13 protein-coding genes and 1 CRISPR repeat array (1 of these 14 cut by a window edge) are annotated in these 16,733 nt (G+C 40.5%); of the genes, 7 read left to right on the forward strand and 6 right to left on the reverse strand.

Annotated features, from left to right (window positions below):
• A CRISPR array of direct repeats spans positions 1-1,149; the repeat unit is 37 nt; unit sequence ATTGCAATTTCATTAACTCCCTATCAGGGATTGAAAC (it extends 1,286 nt beyond the left edge of the window).
• Positions 1,150-1,289: 140 nt separating this feature from the next.
• Positions 1,290-1,985, forward strand: a complete 696-nt coding sequence (locus tag L6494_RS25500; RefSeq protein WP_237990539.1) for a type 1 glutamine amidotransferase — start codon at positions 1,290-1,292, stop codon at positions 1,983-1,985.
• A 78-nt stretch (positions 1,986-2,063) separates the two neighbouring features.
• On the opposite strand, the gene L6494_RS25505 is transcribed toward L6494_RS25500, so the two are convergent.
• From L6494_RS25505 to L6494_RS25525, 5 genes are all read right to left on the reverse strand, one after another.
• Positions 2,064-3,761: an alpha/beta hydrolase gene (locus L6494_RS25505; protein WP_237990541.1), complete on the reverse strand. Its 1,698-nt coding sequence runs from the start codon at positions 3,759-3,761 to the stop codon at positions 2,064-2,066.
• A 550-nt stretch (positions 3,762-4,311) separates the two neighbouring features.
• Positions 4,312-5,250 (reverse strand): DMT family transporter, encoded by a 939-nt coding sequence (locus L6494_RS25510; RefSeq protein WP_237990542.1) that lies wholly within the window; start codon positions 5,248-5,250, stop codon positions 4,312-4,314.
• Positions 5,251-5,356: 106 nt separating this feature from the next.
• On the reverse strand, positions 5,357-6,532 hold the full coding sequence (locus L6494_RS25515; RefSeq protein WP_237990544.1) for a GNAT family N-acetyltransferase: 1,176 nt from the start codon (positions 6,530-6,532) through the stop codon (positions 5,357-5,359).
• A gap of 170 nt (positions 6,533-6,702) precedes the next feature.
• Positions 6,703-7,308 (reverse strand): TetR/AcrR family transcriptional regulator, encoded by a 606-nt coding sequence (locus tag L6494_RS25520; protein WP_237990546.1) that lies wholly within the window; start codon positions 7,306-7,308, stop codon positions 6,703-6,705.
• Between the two features lie 167 nt (positions 7,309-7,475).
• Entirely contained in the window at positions 7,476-8,108 is a 633-nt protein-coding gene (locus L6494_RS25525; RefSeq protein ID WP_237990548.1) for a GNAT family N-acetyltransferase, read from the reverse strand.
• A 199-nt stretch (positions 8,109-8,307) separates the two neighbouring features.
• On the opposite strand from L6494_RS25525, the gene urtA reads away from it, so the two are divergent.
• From urtA to hisC, 6 genes are all read left to right on the forward strand, one after another.
• A complete protein-coding gene (gene urtA, locus L6494_RS25530; protein ID WP_237990550.1) occupies positions 8,308-9,624 on the forward strand; it encodes an urea ABC transporter substrate-binding protein in 1,317 nt (438 codons plus the stop codon).
• A 105-nt stretch (positions 9,625-9,729) separates the two neighbouring features.
• On the forward strand, positions 9,730-10,890 hold the full coding sequence (locus L6494_RS25535; protein ID WP_237990551.1) for an ABC transporter permease: 1,161 nt from the start codon (positions 9,730-9,732) through the stop codon (positions 10,888-10,890).
• A 39-nt stretch (positions 10,891-10,929) separates the two neighbouring features.
• Positions 10,930-12,048: an urea ABC transporter permease subunit UrtC gene (urtC, locus tag L6494_RS25540; RefSeq protein WP_237990553.1), complete on the forward strand. Its 1,119-nt coding sequence runs from the start codon at positions 10,930-10,932 to the stop codon at positions 12,046-12,048.
• Complete coding sequence (urtD, locus tag L6494_RS25545) at positions 12,023-12,763, forward strand: urea ABC transporter ATP-binding protein UrtD (protein ID WP_237990554.1); 741 nt, start codon at positions 12,023-12,025, stop codon at positions 12,761-12,763. Before urtC ends, urtD begins: the two co-directional genes overlap by 26 nt.
• 67 nt (positions 12,764-12,830) lie before the next feature.
• Positions 12,831-13,529, forward strand: coding sequence for an urea ABC transporter ATP-binding subunit UrtE (urtE, locus tag L6494_RS25550; protein ID WP_237990556.1), 699 nt, complete (start codon positions 12,831-12,833; stop codon positions 13,527-13,529).
• An 87-nt stretch (positions 13,530-13,616) separates the two neighbouring features.
• Positions 13,617-14,669: a histidinol-phosphate transaminase gene (gene hisC, locus L6494_RS25555; RefSeq protein ID WP_237990557.1), complete on the forward strand. Its 1,053-nt coding sequence runs from the start codon at positions 13,617-13,619 to the stop codon at positions 14,667-14,669.
• 137 nt (positions 14,670-14,806) lie between these two features.
• Here hisC and L6494_RS25560 read toward each other — a convergent pair whose 3' ends face one another.
• Entirely contained in the window at positions 14,807-16,654 is a 1,848-nt protein-coding gene (locus L6494_RS25560) for a bifunctional serine/threonine-protein kinase/formylglycine-generating enzyme family protein (RefSeq protein WP_237990558.1), read from the reverse strand.
• Between the last annotated feature and the right edge of the window lie 79 nt (positions 16,655-16,733).

Raw genomic sequence — 16,733 nt, forward strand, 5'->3', positions numbered from 1 at the left:
CATCATTGCAATTTCATTAACTCCCTATCAGGGATTGAAACATCTGCTGCTACTTTCTTGATGAAGCAATATAAGCGTATTGCAATTTCATTAACTCCCTATCAGGGATTGAAACGTGGTTGCGTGACAGGTGGAGATGCAATTGTTTGATGGGCTAATTGCAATTTCATTAACTCCCTATCAGGGATTGAAACTGACCATTTGCTTATTAAGCTTGATCATTGCTGCATTGCAATTTCATTAACTCCCTATCAGGGATTGAAACACTAGCCCCTGATTAGGTAACGACGAAGTAACGATAAAATCGCATTGCAATTTCATTAACTCCCTATCAGGGATTGAAACGGATCTATCCCTAAGCGATGCAATTGAACCATTGCATTGCAATTTCATTAACTCCCTATCAGGGATTGAAACCCCCAGCCGCACCCAAGACAATCATATTTAGGCGGCGGGATTGCAATTTCATTAACTCCCTATCAGGGATTGAAACTGAGATTTTCCCGCTTGGTGGTTTCGTACAAGTCAGCATTGCAATTTCATTAACTCCCTATCAGGGATTGAAACGGGCGAGTGCCTTGGGCATCCACCATAAAACCACGCTATTGCAATTTCATTAACTCCCTATCAGGGATTGAAACATCAACGTGGCGTGCTAAGTCTTGGTAGTTATCGAAGCTATTGCAATTTCATTAACTCCCTATCAGGGATTGAAACTAAATACTTGCGGTAGTTTAATAGAGGTAATACATTGCAATTTCATTAACTCCCTATCAGGGATTGAAACAGGTAGAACCTTCATCAACTCTTCAACATCCTCAAGTATTGCAATTTCATTAACTCCCTATCAGGGATTGAAACTGGGTAGCCCGATCGCGGACACAATGCGGTAAAATTGCAATTTCATTAACTCCCTATCAGGGATTGAAACAATTAGAATCTCTTGATACTGAACTGTATTTGCGGTTATTGCAATTTCATTAACTCCCTATCAGGGATTGAAACACAAAAAAGATTACCTGAAAGAATGGCAGTTAAATTGCAATTTCATTAACTCCCTATCAGGGATTGAAACAGAGAATAAATATTGGTATTACCGTTATTGCTGGATGATTGCAATTTCATTAACTCCCTATTAGGGATTATTGCGTCTTTCTTTGCGCCTTTGCGCCTTTGCGCGAACCAAAAATAGTCTTATTCAGCAACACCAAAATATTGATGTAACAGATCAAACTATCATAAAAGAAGGGCTAAAGCCCTTACTACAAAAGAATATTGGGGAATTAGAGATGAAGATACATTACTTGCAGCACGTTCCCTTTGAAACACCTGCCAGTATTGAAAAATGGGCATTAGAACACAAACATTATCTTTCCGCCACCAGATTTTACGCAAACGAATCCTTACCGCCAGTAGAGGATATTGATTGGCTAGTGGTGATGGGTGGCCCAATGAATATTTATGAAGATAATCAATATCCTTGGTTGACACAAGAAAAGCAATTTATTGCCCAAGCAATCCAAGCCAATAAAACAGTAATTGGGATTTGTTTAGGTTCGCAGTTGATAGCAGATGTTTTAGGCTCTAAAGTTTATCCAGGAGAGAATAAAGAGATTGGTTGGTTTCCCATAGAACTAACAAATGAAGCGCAAAACTCAACTATTTTTGGTGCATTACCGCAGAAATTTACAGTGTTTCATTGGCATGGTGATACCTTTGATTTACCGCCGGGTGCAACTCGGTTAGCCTACAGCCAAGCGTGTCAAAATCAGGCTTTTATTTATAATCAGCGAGTGTTAGGTTTACAGTTTCACCTAGAGTCAACTAAAGAGAGTGTTAGTCAAATCATTGCAAATTGCGGTGATGAATTGGTCGAAGGTAAATATATCCAGCAAGCAACAGAAATGCTCGCTCAAACAGAGGATTTTGAAAAAATTAATATTATCATGAATAGTATATTAGATAACCTGGCTCGTAATTCATAATTGTTTGTAGTAAGGACTTTAGTCCTTTTCAATTTTAAAAATAAGGGCTGAAGCCCTTACTACGAACATTATGGAACATTAGTATTGTGGAGAAATAGTATTAGGTTCAGTACCTAAACCTTGTGCTAATTCTGTAGAGGTGAGAGACTTAACGATACTCAAACCCAGCGAATGGCTAGAAATGGTTTTAGCATAAGCTGCACTCAGATAGGGTGCATATTCTGCATTCTTAGCTACGTAGGTTTGGAAGAAAGGTAAACTCAAAATGTTCATGTAGCGGTGTGCTTGTACTGCATCCCCAACTAAATCTGGAGATAAGGGTACTTGCTTACTGCTGGGATGACTATTCCCAATGGTGGTGAAATGAGTTCCACCAACAAGCATGGCGAGATATTTTTGGGAACTAGCTAACCAAGAAAAGGGTAAAATTTGCTCATACAAAGCTGGTGCAATAGTATCTTCACTACTACCAATCAGCATGACAGGGACTTTAATCTGATTAATCCCAGACTTGCCGAAAATAGAACTGGTGATGGGGTTAACTGCGATCGCAGCTTTGACTCGTTTATCTTGTAAGCTATCTAGCAGGGATTTATTTTTCAATCCCAAGGCGCGACACTGAAACAATAAAGACATATTCCAGGTTTTGTTGAGTTTCTCTGGTTTACAGTCTTGTTGCAACTGCTCAAAGTTAATCTTACCGCCAGCTAATACTAAGGCTGTGTAGCCTCCCAAAGATTGTCCAAAAACACCAACTTCTTGCAAATTTAGCCTACCTTTAAACTGACCATCAGACTGGTTACTGATTTCCAGTTGATTCAAAACATACTTTATATCTAAAGGTCGGTCTTGAAATTCCTCTGGTGTTATGACTTCATTTGCTTGTTGACTCACACCCCGCGCTTGTTTCGCATCGCTACTGGGATGGTTGGGAACAACTACAGCAAACCCGTGAGAGGCTAGGTGTGTAGCCAAATATTGAAAGTTACTGCTATCTGAACCCAAACCATGAGAAATGACAATTACAGGCGCAGTCTTTTTAATGCGGGGGAGATAAACATCTGTTAACAATAAGCGATGACGTGCAGAGTCAAAAAACCTGAGTGTATGTTTTTGCGCTGCAATTTTGCCGTGATTGGCTAAATCTGGTAATTGAGATAAACCTTTGGTATTGTGGATGCTAGAAGCTTCCAGATTAGATTTATTGGTAACTACTGCGATCGCTTGGTGAGTTTTATTAACGATTTTCTGTAATTCGCTAGCTATGGTTAAACTTTGGGCTAAATTAATGTAGATACCGTTAGTAGGATATTTGCGTAATAAATTTAATAAAGTTAACCCTTCCGGTTCACTAGCTGCTAATACTAACGCTGAACGTAAAGCATTTAATTCTGGTTCTGTTTCTATGCTTTTACTTTGAATTACCTCCCCCAACCGCCGCAGTAAAAATTCTCCCTGGGATGTGTACAAAAATTGCGACAACACTACTGGACTAACTTTCACGGGAGTATATAACATTTGCCGCAATTCTTGAAACTGTTTCTGGGGCAAATATTGCTGATAAATCGCTAATTCTTCATTAACAAAACCTGTTTTGGCGTATACTTCTAAAGTAGCGACAGAAATAGATAACTCTAAACCTGAATAAGAAGTATAGACTCTTTCGGCTGCTATGACAGGATGATTTACTCCCGATGTTGGGAGTAGTGTTGATAGAACTAGCAAGAGCGAATGTTTGCTCACGCTGCTAGTCCATTTACTAAATAGACTATTCATTGCTCAACTGTTTTGGTGGTGTAATGCTGATTGTTGGTAGTAATGCTGACACCCCAGTTGATTGGAAGAATTCGTAGTTCGTAAAACCTTAAATTTGAGTTGGATTTATTGGCTTGTGTTGTATAAAGTTATTCTGATAATTCAGAATCTCAATGATTTTTTGTGGTGATTAGGTGATGAAAACGCAGTTTCTCAGGAGATACACAGGTAGAAAAAGATTCACCCTTGGAGAGACTTAAATTGATGCTTGACACTAACGTTAGTAATCATAACAAATGTTAAAAATCACTGCCTCAGTAGTTTTGATGTAGCTTTAAACGTTAAGTTTTCTTGAGAGCATCCCACCAACAGAAGTCCCCCACTATTAACAATTCAAAATTCAAAATTCAAAATTCAAAATTAAAGACAGTTGGAGTTAGGGATTTAAACCCCAACTCAACTGATACTACGTGTAGACGTAGGGGTCTTAAACCCTTGAATTTACGATAATAAAAAAAACAGATATTTCTATCCTGTCACCTATCACCTATCACCTGTCACCTGTCACCTGTCACCTGTCACCTGTCCCCTGTCCCCTATTTTTCTTCAATGCGATCGCTATTGAACCAGCTACTACTAAAAATGCACCGAATACACCTAAAATTGTCAGCCGTTCTGGAGGTATTAAATTAGGTGCAATTAGTGAAGTAACTTCTACAGAAATTAAAGTAAAAATCGGTGCTAGAGCTAATACAGCACTTACTCTTGATGCTTCCCAATGTTCTAAGGATTCCGCAAAAGCACCATAGGCAATGAGCGTATTTAGACCACAAAAAAATAAGGTTACTAAATGAAAATTACTGAGTGTAATAATGGTTTCTACCTTAGCCAAGGGAGTAAATAATACAACACATCCGCCATAAATCATTAACATAATTTGGGCAGAAGATAGAGATTGTAATAATTGCTTTTGGGCTAAAGCATAGATTGCCCAAACTACCGCACCTAACACTACCAAAGAACTACCGAAAATATAGGTACTAGTGGAAGTAATTAAATTAGTGAATTGGGCGCGAAAAAATAAAACATACCCTAAAGTTAAGACACTTACACCCATCCATTGCTGCAAATTGTAGCGTTCTTGAAAGATGACTAAACCACCAAAACCTAACAATACAGTAGCTAATTGAATAATCACTTCAGTATTAGCGGCAGATGTTAACGCTAAACCGTGCATAAAGAAAAAGTAATTACCCGCTAACATGAGGGTAGCGATCGCTAACAATTTCCAACCATTAGCACTCAATTTTCCTAACTGCGGTAATTGACCGCGCATCCCCAAATACGTAGCCAGCAAAACAAAGGACACCAAAAAGCGAAACCAAATCACGGTGTAAACGTCCAAAGTTTGCAGTACAACCTTGAGTGCGATCGGTAGTACACCCCATAAAGAAACAGTCAATAAAGATAACGCTAGCCCCAAACGCCAGCGACCAGAACTATAGTGCATAATAATTCGTAATTCGTAATTCGTAATACCCTACGGGTTCGCGTAGCGTTCCGTTCGCGCTAGCGTTGCGTAGCAAAGGAAAGGATTGCGCCTACTTAATTCGTACTTAAAAGAAATCCATCATCCAGGGAGAGACACCGGCAAACATTTGCGTAGCGGTGGTGAGTGCTGTGGCTGTTGCATCTAGTTTTCCGGCTAGCTGCAACTGATAGGGTGTAAATAGGCTGGAATATAAGGGTGCTAATCCTTGAATATCTAGCTTGAACTCGCCTTTACCGCCTTTGGTGACTTCACCTCGACCATTGGCAACAGATAAAATAAATTTACCTTGGTTGGCACTGAGTAAGTTATCTTGTATATCTAAATGTAATTCTGCTTCCACTCCTGGCGGATAACCACGGGTGGCTAAGGCTTTGCATACATCAACTATTCTTAGCATCCAGCGATCGCTCTGGCAAATTTTAGCTGTTTGCTCTGGTAAAAGTAATGTCAGAGAATCAGTAATTGAACTCTTCCAGCGCACTTTGTCAATTTGGGAACGATGATTAGCCAGAAATGACCAGAAAGTGACTGCTGCATCAGGGGAAAGAATCACCCAATCTTTAACTTGCAGAATAGAACCATCTTTGCTACGTTCTTGAGTGAAGATGATGTAACCTTGGGGTTCGTCTTTATCACCAATTAAGTAAGTATATAGAGTTTCTTGAGCTTCTGTGTGAATTAATCCTTGCCAGAGTGCTGGATGTCGGTCTAAATAGCCGTGAGTGAGTTTTCCCTGTTGCTGATGTAGGCTATGAAATAGATCATAATCTTTCGGGTCTACAGGTTGCACAGGTAAAGATTGTTCACGTATTTGAATACTTTGTGTAGGAATTTCCCAAGTGCAGTAACTCCCAGCTTGTTCATAGCCTGCTTTGCGGTATAGGCGTTGTGTAGCTGGATAGAGGACTGAAATTGGTATATCCTGGGCGTGGATTTCCTGGAGAGCATTTTGGATTAGAGCGATCGCAGCTCCATCGCCACGGTATTCTGGAGCAATACCCACAGCCGCAATTCCCGCCATAGGTACACGCTGACCACTCCACCATTGACCCATCGAGTAAATTACCAAGCCACCAGCAACTTTTTGATCTCGATAGATAACACGAAAATTATCTAAACCAACAAGATTGGCATAAATTTCACTGTCACCAGCCGACATGATAAAACATTGTTCGAGGATAGGTCTTAGTTGTTGAATATCCTCTTGCTGGGCTTTGGTGTATTTAAATTGAGGTGTCAAGTCGCTTCGCTCCAATTCAAAATTCAAAATTAAAGACAATCAGTGGGGGCTTGGCTGTAGGTGCTGTAGGTATATCATAGCCCCCTCCTTGCTTGCGGGGGTTGGGGGTGGGGTTCTTGTACCTAACTAAAGCGAGAACCGCTATACATATTTACTAAAAACCAACAAAGTCAACACCCTACCCGTATCCCCTTCACAAAAACATCTACACAGGTTTCAATATATTCTTCACTGCTGTAGCTATGGGGCTGGAGTTTAACTTCTCGACACAGCATTCCAGCTAAAAGCATTCCCCTAAACATATCAACGGCTGCGACTAGATTAATCTCAGGTCTGACAGTTCCACGTTTTTGACATGATTGCAAGTAAGCTACCAGTTTTTCACCCAAAGGCTTGGCGGCTTCTTCTATCACTTGCTTGGCTGCTTCTGGATGGCGTTTGGCTTCCCCAATAAAGGTACGAATTAAATCTTCTTGCGCCTCTAGCATGGTGTTATACAACTGGGCATAATTTTTTAAATCAGTGCTTAAATCCTGTGTCCATGCTTCCGGGTTAGCAAGGGCTTCGGTTTGCAGTGCTAGAGCATTTTCAATTACTGCTTTTAACAGTTGCTCTTTACTCGCAAAGTGACGAAATAATGTTACTTCATTCACACCAGCTACACGAGCTATTTCACGGGTAGTTGCGCCTTGAACACCCAAGCCAGCGAATACTTGTGAAGCAGCCTCTATCAAACGTGTGCGGGTCAGAGTAGAAGAACGGACAGTTTTAATCATTATTTGATTTTCAGTAATTGCGGGCATTGTTAAATTTCATGAAAAAATAGTTTTTAATTGAGATAAATTGGCTCAGAGATGATGGATTAATCTTTTTTAAATGAAAATCAAAATTTAATTTCTCGGAAGAATATTAACCTCAATTGTACTCAGCACGGGGTAACACCTCAACTCCCCACTTCCCACTCCTTACACATCTCGGTGACAGGAACTACTAACCCACGTCCTAAGTGATGAGGTACTCTTTGAATAGCAATAAATCCCAAGCGCAAATAAAAACCTTCAGCATAAAGGCTAGCAGTTGTGGTGACGCTATCAAAACCCTGCTGAGATGCTTCGCCACAAAAATGTTCTACTAAAGCCCGCCCAATTCCCTGTCCTTGATAATGAGGATGGACATATAAACTAATTAATTCATTCAAAATAAAACTGGCGAATCCTGTGATCATCTCATCTTCAATGGCTACTCTGATAGTCTCTAATTTCAGATGCCTTAAGATATTAGAGCCATCTGGCTTATCGAGGTAATTACGCCAAGCTAAAAGTTCTTTACGAGTATAAAAAGTTGTAGGCAGGGCTTTAATAGCAGCAATATGGATAGCACTTAGTACCCATGCGTCTGTTTCCTTTGCAGGTCGCAGGGATATTTCCTTGGGATTCATTGTTTCTAGGGTGGCATTAAAATTGTCTGCCTTAGCTAAGAGAGATTGTAATTGCGATCGCCACTCCTCAACAAGCTGATTTGTCCAATTTTTGCTGTAAGTATAACATTTATCACATAAATTTCTGTTAATCTTCATCTAAAAACATTAATTTTCTGTTGTACAAAATACCGTTTTTGTATACCATATAACATTTCACAGGTTAAAAATCGAACTAATATCACAGTTTAAAAGTTAATCTTGTGTGCTTGGCTGCCATCACTATTCCGTATTAAACAGGTCAAGCTTGATGCTGGCTTGTAGTAGCTAATTCAATCATCGGGAAATTAATCAACAAATGAGTAGACAATTTAACCGACGTAGGTTTTTAATTTACAGTTCTGCAACTATTGGTAGCAGCATTCTGCTGAAAGCTTGCGCCAATAACACCCCAACCGCTACGGACACTCCAGCTACAACTGGAGGTACTTCTCCTGTCGCTGCGGCTAGTGGTAATACCATCAAAATAGGGATTCTGCACTCCCTCAGTGGCACAATGGCTATTAGTGAAAAAAGCGTTGTCGATGCTGAGAAATTAGCCATCAAAGAAATTAACGCGGCTGGTGGTGTTTTAGGTAAGCAAATTGAAGCCATTGTTGAAGATGGTGCTTCTAACTGGGATACTTTTAGGGAAAAAGCCACTAAGCTAATTGATCAAGATAAAGTAGCTGTAGTGTTTGGTTGTTGGACTTCAGCTAGCCGTAAAAATGTCAAGCCAGTCTTTGAAAGCAAAGACCATATGCTGTGGTATCCCGTACAGTATGAAGGTCAAGAATGTTCTAAAAACATTTTTTACACAGGTGCAGCACCAAATCAACAAATTGAACCTTCTGTTGATTGGTTGTTAAAAAATAAAGGCAAAGAATTCTTTTTAGTAGGCTCAGATTACGTTTTCCCTCGTACTGCTAATACTATTATTAAATCTCAATTAGAAGCTTTAGGTGGAAAAACAGTTGGTGAAGATTATTTACCATTAGGTAACACAGAAGTTACACCAATTATCAGCAAAATTAAGCAAGCTTTGCCTAACGGCGGGGTAATTTATAACACCTTGAATGGTGATAGTAATGTAGCTTTCTTTAAACAGTTGAAGGGTGCAGGCTTAACACCAGACAAATATCCTTCTATGTCTGTCAGTATTGCGGAAGAAGAAGTTAAAGCAATTGGGGTTGAGTATCTCAAAGGTCATTATGCTGCTTGGAATTATTTCCAAACAGTGGACACTCCTGCTAATAAGAAATTTGTCGAAGCTTTTAAAAAAGAATATGGTGCAGAACGGGTAACAAATGACCCAATGGAAGCTGCATATATTGCCGTTTATTTGTGGAAGCAATCAGTAGAAAAAGCGGGTAGTCCTGATTTAGCTAAAGTGCGGGCGGCGGCTTATGGTCAAACTATAGATGCACCTGAAGGTAAAGTGACAGTCAATACTAATCACCACATATCTAAAATTGTGCGGATTGGTGAAGTTAGAGATGATGGTTTGTTTGATATTATCTATGCTACACCTGCACCAGTTGAACCAGTTCCTTGGAATCAATTTGTGAAAGAAACTAAGGGATTTGCTTGTGATTGGTCAGACCCAGCGAAGGGCGAAAAATATAAAAAGGCCTAATTCAAGATAATTCGTAATGGGCTGCGCCCCGCTACGCTAACGTAATTCGTAATTCTTAATTAATTATGAATTACGAATTAGTATGATAGCTTTTGGTAAAAAAGAATGTTAACAGGTTTTTTAGATGCTGTATTTAATGGTATTAGCATCGGTTCTGTATTATTAATTGCAGCCTTGGGATTAGCCATTATATTTGGCTTGATGGGTGTGATTAATATGGCGCATGGTGAATTGATAATGTTTGGGGCTTATACAACCTTTGTTGTGCAGAATGTCTGTAAACAATTGGGCGGGTTTTGGTTTGAAATTTATATATTTTTAGCGTTAATTATCGCTTTCATTTTCACCGCATTTATTGGATTAATTCTGGAAAGAGGTGTGATTCGTTACCTCTATGGGCGACCCCTAGAAACTCTGCTAGCAACTTGGGGAGTTAGTTTAATTTTTCAGCAGTTTGTTCGCAGTGTGAATTGGGTAATAGTAATTGGCTTGGTTTTGTTTTCTCTATTATTTTTTGGGGGTTTATGGGTTTTAAATTCCCGCACAAATTTAGAGAGGATTCGTAACTGGGTTGTAGTAGTGATTTTCTTGTTATCTTCAGGGGTGACAATCACTACAACTAACTTATTGAGTCAAACTTATCAGCTAGCAGTCACTCAACCTTGGTTCGGCGCACAAAATGTAGACGTAACCGCGCCTAGTTGGTTACAAACTGGCATATCTTTAGGTGGTGTGCAATTACCATTTGCTAGGTTATTTATTATTGCTTTGACAGTAATTTGTGTGGGAGGAATTTATCTATTCTTACAGCGTTCTAGCTGGGGATTAAGAATTAGGGCGGTGACTCAAAACCGCAGTATGAGTGCTTGTTTAGGTATCCCCACTCAAAAAGTTGATGCGATTACTTTTGCTTTGGGTTCTGGTTTAGCTGGGGTGGCTGGGTGTGCGATTAGTTTACTCGGTTCTGTGGGGCCAAATACTGGACAAAACTATATTATCGACACATTTATGGTTGTGGTTGTCGGTGGGGTGGGTAACTTAGCCGGTACTATTGTAGCTGCTTTGGGAATTGGCACTGCTAACTTTTTAATTGGTTCGGGGACTTTGGCTTTGTTGTTCTCTCCTGTGAAGCCTTTAGCAGATTTCTTGACGTTTTTTGCTACTACAAGTATGGCGAAGGTGATGGTATTTGTGCTGATTATTGTATTTTTACAGTGGAAGCCTGGGGGGATGTTTCCGCAAAAGGGTCGGACTGTTGATGTTTAATTTTTTTTATCTCACGCAGAGACGCGGAGGGCGCAGAGGATGAAGAAGGGAGGACGGTTAATATTAATTGAGGTTGGGGTGGTGGTAGCGATCGCACTTATCCTAATTTTAATTATGCCATTGGTGCTGTCAGAGTTTCGCTTGAATTTGTTGGGGCGATTTTTGTCACTGGCGATCGTGGCGTTGGGGATTGACTTGATTTGGGGTTATACTGGGTTACTCAGTTTGGGACATGGTATATTCTTTGGTCTGGGTGGATATGCGATCGCAATGTACCTGAAGCTGCAAATCCCAGAGGGTGAGTTACCTGATTTCATGGGGTTGTATGGTGTAACTGAACTTCCCTGGTTTTGGCGACCTTTTTATTCTTTTCCCATAACAGTAGCGGCTGTGGTGATAGTTCCAGGCTTGCTGGCGGGGTTGCTGGGATATTTAGTATTTCGCAATCGGATTAAGGGAGTTTATTTTTCAATTCTGACCCAAGCTGCAATTATTGTATTTTTTAACTTTTTTAACGGTCAACAACAATTTTTCAACGGGACAAATGGACTGATAGACTTCAAAACTCTGTTTGGTGCAAATGTCAATACTCCGCAAACAAAATTTATTTTCTATATCCTTACAGTATTTTTTCTCGCCGCTACCTACGGGATTTGTCGCTGGTTGACAAGTGGACGCTTTGGACGACTTCTAATAGCTATTCGAGACGATGAAAGCCGCGTAAGGTTCTCTGGCTATGACCCTACAGATTTTAAAACCTTAGTCTTTGCAGTTTCAGGTGCGATCGCAGGCATAGCAGGAGCATTTTACACCCTACAAAGTGGTTCTGTCTCACCCAGGGCAATGGATATTGCTTTTTCCATTGAAATGGTGATTTGGGTAGCTGTGGGCGGACGTGCTACATTAATCGGGGCAATAGTGGGGACTTTATTAGTTAATTATGCCCGTACTTTTTTAAGTGAACAATTTGCCGAAATCTGGCTATTTTTCCAAGGCGCATTATTTTTAATAGTCGTGACAGTCCTTCCTGACGGACTAGTCGGATGGTTGCGTAGTCAAAACATTGCCCTTTTCAAACGTCCTCAACAAATTTCTACATATCCCAGCTTAGAAGAAGACCCAGAAGTGCAACATGAACGGCAAAATCTTGGAAACTGAAAACGTTACGGTGAGTTTTGACGGTTTTAAAGCCATCAACCAACTAAATTTTAGTATGGATGTGGGTGAATTGCGAGTAGTAATTGGCCCTAATGGTGCGGGTAAAACCACATTTCTGGATGTAATTACAGGTAAAGTCCAACCAACTATAGGACGAGTTTTATTTAAAGGAAAAAACCTGCGTTCTCTACCTGAACATCAAATTGCACGGCGGGGGATTGGGCGTAAATTCCAAACACCTAGAGTTTATCTCAACCTAACCCCACGGGAAAATTTAGAAATTACCAGCAACCGCAATAAAAGTGTTTTTTCTACATTGTTGGGGCGTTCTCATTCTACTGAAAAAAATAGTATTAAAGGTTTATTAGAAACCATTGGTTTAACTCCTAAAGCAGACATCCCCGCCGCGTTATTATCTCATGGAGAAAAGCAACGTTTAGAAATTGGGATGTTAGTAGGACAGTCCCCAGATTTATTACTTGTTGATGAACCAGTCGCAGGTTTAACTGATGAAGAAACCTATAATATTGGCGAACTACTTTTAACATTAGCGCAGAGTCATTCAATTTTAGTCATTGAACATGATATGGAATTTGTCCGCCAAATCGCCAAAAAGGTCACAGTTTTACATGAAGGTTCGGTACTCTGCGAAGGTAATTTTGAAGAAGTCCAAAATGACCCCCGTGTGATTGAAGTTTATCTAGGACAGCAGTGATAGGTGACAGGTGACAGGTGACAGGTGACAGTGGGAATAGGAGAGATACACTAATGACTATTAACAAATGCTAAACATATCTAACCTTAACGTTTACTACGGTGAAAGCCATATTCTCCGCAACGTAGATTTAACTGTACCAAATGGGCAAATGGTATGCCTAATTGGACGTAATGGTGTAGGTAAAACAACCCTACTCAAATCCATTATTGGATTACTCAAACCTCGCAGTGGTACTATTAACTTAGCCGGGAATTTAATCAACTCCAAATCACCAGACCAAAGGGCAAAGCTGGGGATTGGTTATGTTCCCCAAGGACGAGAAATTATTCCGCGTTTAACAGTTAAAGAGAATCTCCTATTGGGATTAGAAGCTAGACAGAAACAGGTTAAAAAAGTCGAAATTCCCGAAGAGATTTTTAGCTTATTTCCGGTGTTAAAAACCATGTTGTCGCGGATGGGTGGTGATTTAAGTGGTGGACAACAACAACAACTAGCGATCGCGCGTGCTTTAATGGGACAGCCTCAACTACTCGTCTTAGATGAACCCACTGAAGGGATTCAACCCTCCATCATCCTCGAAATTGAAGCAGCCGTCCGTCGCATCATCGAAACCACAGGCATTTCTGTCTTACTAGTAGAACAACACTTACACTTTGTCCGCCAAGCCGATTATTACTACGCCATGCAAAAAGGTGCTATTGTAGCCTCTGGTTCAACCGAAGAACTAAGTCAAGACGTAATTCAAAGGTTTTTAGCGGTATAGAGGCTTTCCATCATGCGAATAAAACCTCCCCTCCCCTCCGCGTGAACCTCCGCGCCCCTCTGCGTTTAAAAATGAAAGAATATCACCATGTCCAACTACTTCCGCGCCAACGTTAACGCAATGGCTAGCTACATTCCTGGGGAACAGCCCCCACGGGGTACACAAATCATTAAACTTAACAGTAACGAAAACCCCTATCCCCCCTCACCAGCAGCATTAGAAGCACTGCGAACTATTGATGGTGAATCGTTACGGCGATATCCAGAACCCTTTGGCGGACAATTTCGCCAAGCTGTCAGTCAAGTTTTAGGAGTTCCCAGTGATTGGGTAATTGTCGGTAATGGTAGCGATGAAGTTTTGAGTATCGTCATTCGCGCCTGTGCTGAACCTGGACGCAAGGTAGTTTATCCCATGCCGACCTATGTGTTATATCGCACATTAACTGAGATGCAGGCGGCGGAAATTCTGGAGATTCCTTATGCAGAAAACTACAGTTTACCCGTTGCAGAATTAATTGCCGCAAATGGGGCTGTAACATTTATTGCCTCACCAAATAGTCCTTCTGGTCATATTGTCTCGAAAGATGACTTACGAAAACTAGCGAGTAGTTTGTCTGGGGTATTGGTAATTGATGAAGCATATGCAGACTTCGCTGATGAGAATGCGTTGGATTTGGTGCAGGAATACGAAAATGTGATGGTGATTAGAACCCTATCTAAAGGTTATTCCTTAGCGGGATTACGCTTAGGCTTTGGCATTGCCAATCCCAAATTATTGCCAGGATTGTTTAAAGTCAAGGATAGTTATAACATTGATGCGATCGCCTGTGCAGTTGGTACTGCTGCTATCACTGACCAAGCTTATAAAAATGCCTGCATCGCCAAAATTAAAGCCTCACGCCACAAGTTAACGCAAGACTTAAAGCAATTAGGCTTTCGCGTGTGGGATTCTCAAACCAACTTCTTATTAGTCCAACCACCTCAAAATAACGCCGAATATCTCTACCAAAAACTCAAAGCACAAAAAATTCTCATCCGCTATTTCCCACAGCCAGGACTAGATGATAAACTACGCATCACCGTTGGCACTGATGAGCAAAATCAAATCTTAGTTACAGCATTATCTAAGGAAGGTTTGTAGTAAGGACTTCAGTCCTTATTTTTTCCCTACGCCAACGCGTAGCGTGTCGTAGCCTCTCGTTCGCGTAGCGTCTCCCGTTAGGAGAAGAGAACGAAGAGAGGACTAAAGTCCTTACTACGAACTTGATAACAAGAATTTTACTGACTAATAACCACCCGAAACCCACAAATTCTTAATCCCCCGTCTGACTCATTCCAACTGCGGCTAGCACTGCGACATAATTCTGCACCAAAGTTCCAAGAACCACCGCGCAAAACTCGCCGATATATATCACCGCCTTCCTCCCACACACTACCGTTGGTGGGTGCGCCATTATAATTGTTGTGCCAAGGGTCAGCACACCATTCCCACACTAACCCGTGCATATCATACAATCCAAAGGCGTTGGCTACCCGAAAACTACCTACATCAGTTGTTTCCTTCCGATGGCGGTTTTTGGCTTCTGTGCTGTAACTGTCGCCACTGCTAAAGTTAACTAACTCAGAGGTGATGGTTTCGCCAAAGTGAAAAGATGTAGTTGTATCAGCGCGACAGGCGTATTCCCATTCTGCTTCGCTGGGTAAACGATACTCACGCCCAGTTTTGTCTGAGAGTCTGGCACAAAATTCTACAGCTTCATGCCAAGATACATTTTCCACTGGTCGATTTTGACCTTTAAATTTAGAAGGATAAGGATTTAGGGGTTGCTTGATTTTGGGTAAAGCCGCGACCGATCGCCATTGGGCTTGTGTAATCGGATACTTGCCCATAAAGAAAGGTGCGATCGCTACTTCATGTTGTGGGCGTTCGTCAGCATCTCCTTCAAAGTTGGGTGAACCCATCATGAATGCACCCCCTGGAACTTCTACCATTTCCAAAGTGATGTCTTTGCTGATGTCTTCTATAAAGAATTGGGCAATATTGCGATCGCGATTTACTTCTCTTCCACCTGTATCTATTGTCACCACATCAAACTCACAGGTTTTTAAAGGTGGTAGTGGTATTTTAGTTTTTTGTAAGGTTGGTGGTAATGGTACTAGTGTCGGTTGATTAACTAATAATATTTGCGTTTCAATATCAGGTAGAGTTGTACCTTTTAAATCATTTAAAGCTTCTATCGCTGATTGATATCGATCATTAGGTAAATGTTGAATTAATTTATCTAAAACTTTGCTTAAATTATCACTAACAACAATACCTTTTTTCTCTAAATAATCTTGCCACAACCACTTAGCATTCATCGGATCATAAAGACCATCATCAATATGTCCGTAAAGATTTTGGTAGGGCAAACATTGAGTTAAAAGACGCACACAAGTTACACCCAAAGCATATAAATCACTAGCAGGACAAGCAAACCCCGCCATCTGTTCCGTTGGGGCATAACCAAGGGTATAAATAACTGTTGCTTGTCTAGCTATACTAGTTTGTGTAACTTGTTTAGCACCACCAAAATCTATTAATACTAGTTTGCCATCACTATCACTACGAATAATATTTTCTGGCTTAATATCCCGGTGGATTACATTACAAGAGTGAATAAAATCTAAAACTGGTAACAAATCAAATAAAACTTGTCGAATTTTCCCCTCATCAAAGGGTTGTTGCTGCACCTCTTGTAAGAGAGTTTGCCCTTGAATAAATTCCTGTACCAAATATAAGCTTGAACCTTGTTCAAAGTAAGCCAATAATCTGGGAATTTGACTATGATTTTCACCCAGTTCATATAACCGAAAGGCTTCTTCTTTAAAGAATTCGGCTGCTTTGCTACGTTGTCCTGTTCCCCGAACTTGGGGGAAAAATTGTTTGATGACGCAAGGCGCATTTAATCTGTCTACGTCTTCAGCTGCATAAGTTTTACTAAAACCACCTTCACCTAATAGCCACAATACACGATAGCGGTTTCTCAGCAATTGGCCAAAGCTGCTTTGTCCGCAAGTCATGCAAAATTTATTGCTATCAGGATTGAATGGATTTGAGCAATTGGGATTTTGGCAAATTTGCATAATGAGGTGAGGAGAGCATATTTTCCAAAGTTAGCCCCAATATTATTGAATGGGAAACTGATATTGAAACAAATAAAAC

This window comes from Nostoc sp. UHCC 0870 (assembly GCF_022063185.1).
Classification (GTDB): domain Bacteria; phylum Cyanobacteriota; class Cyanobacteriia; order Cyanobacteriales; family Nostocaceae; genus Trichormus.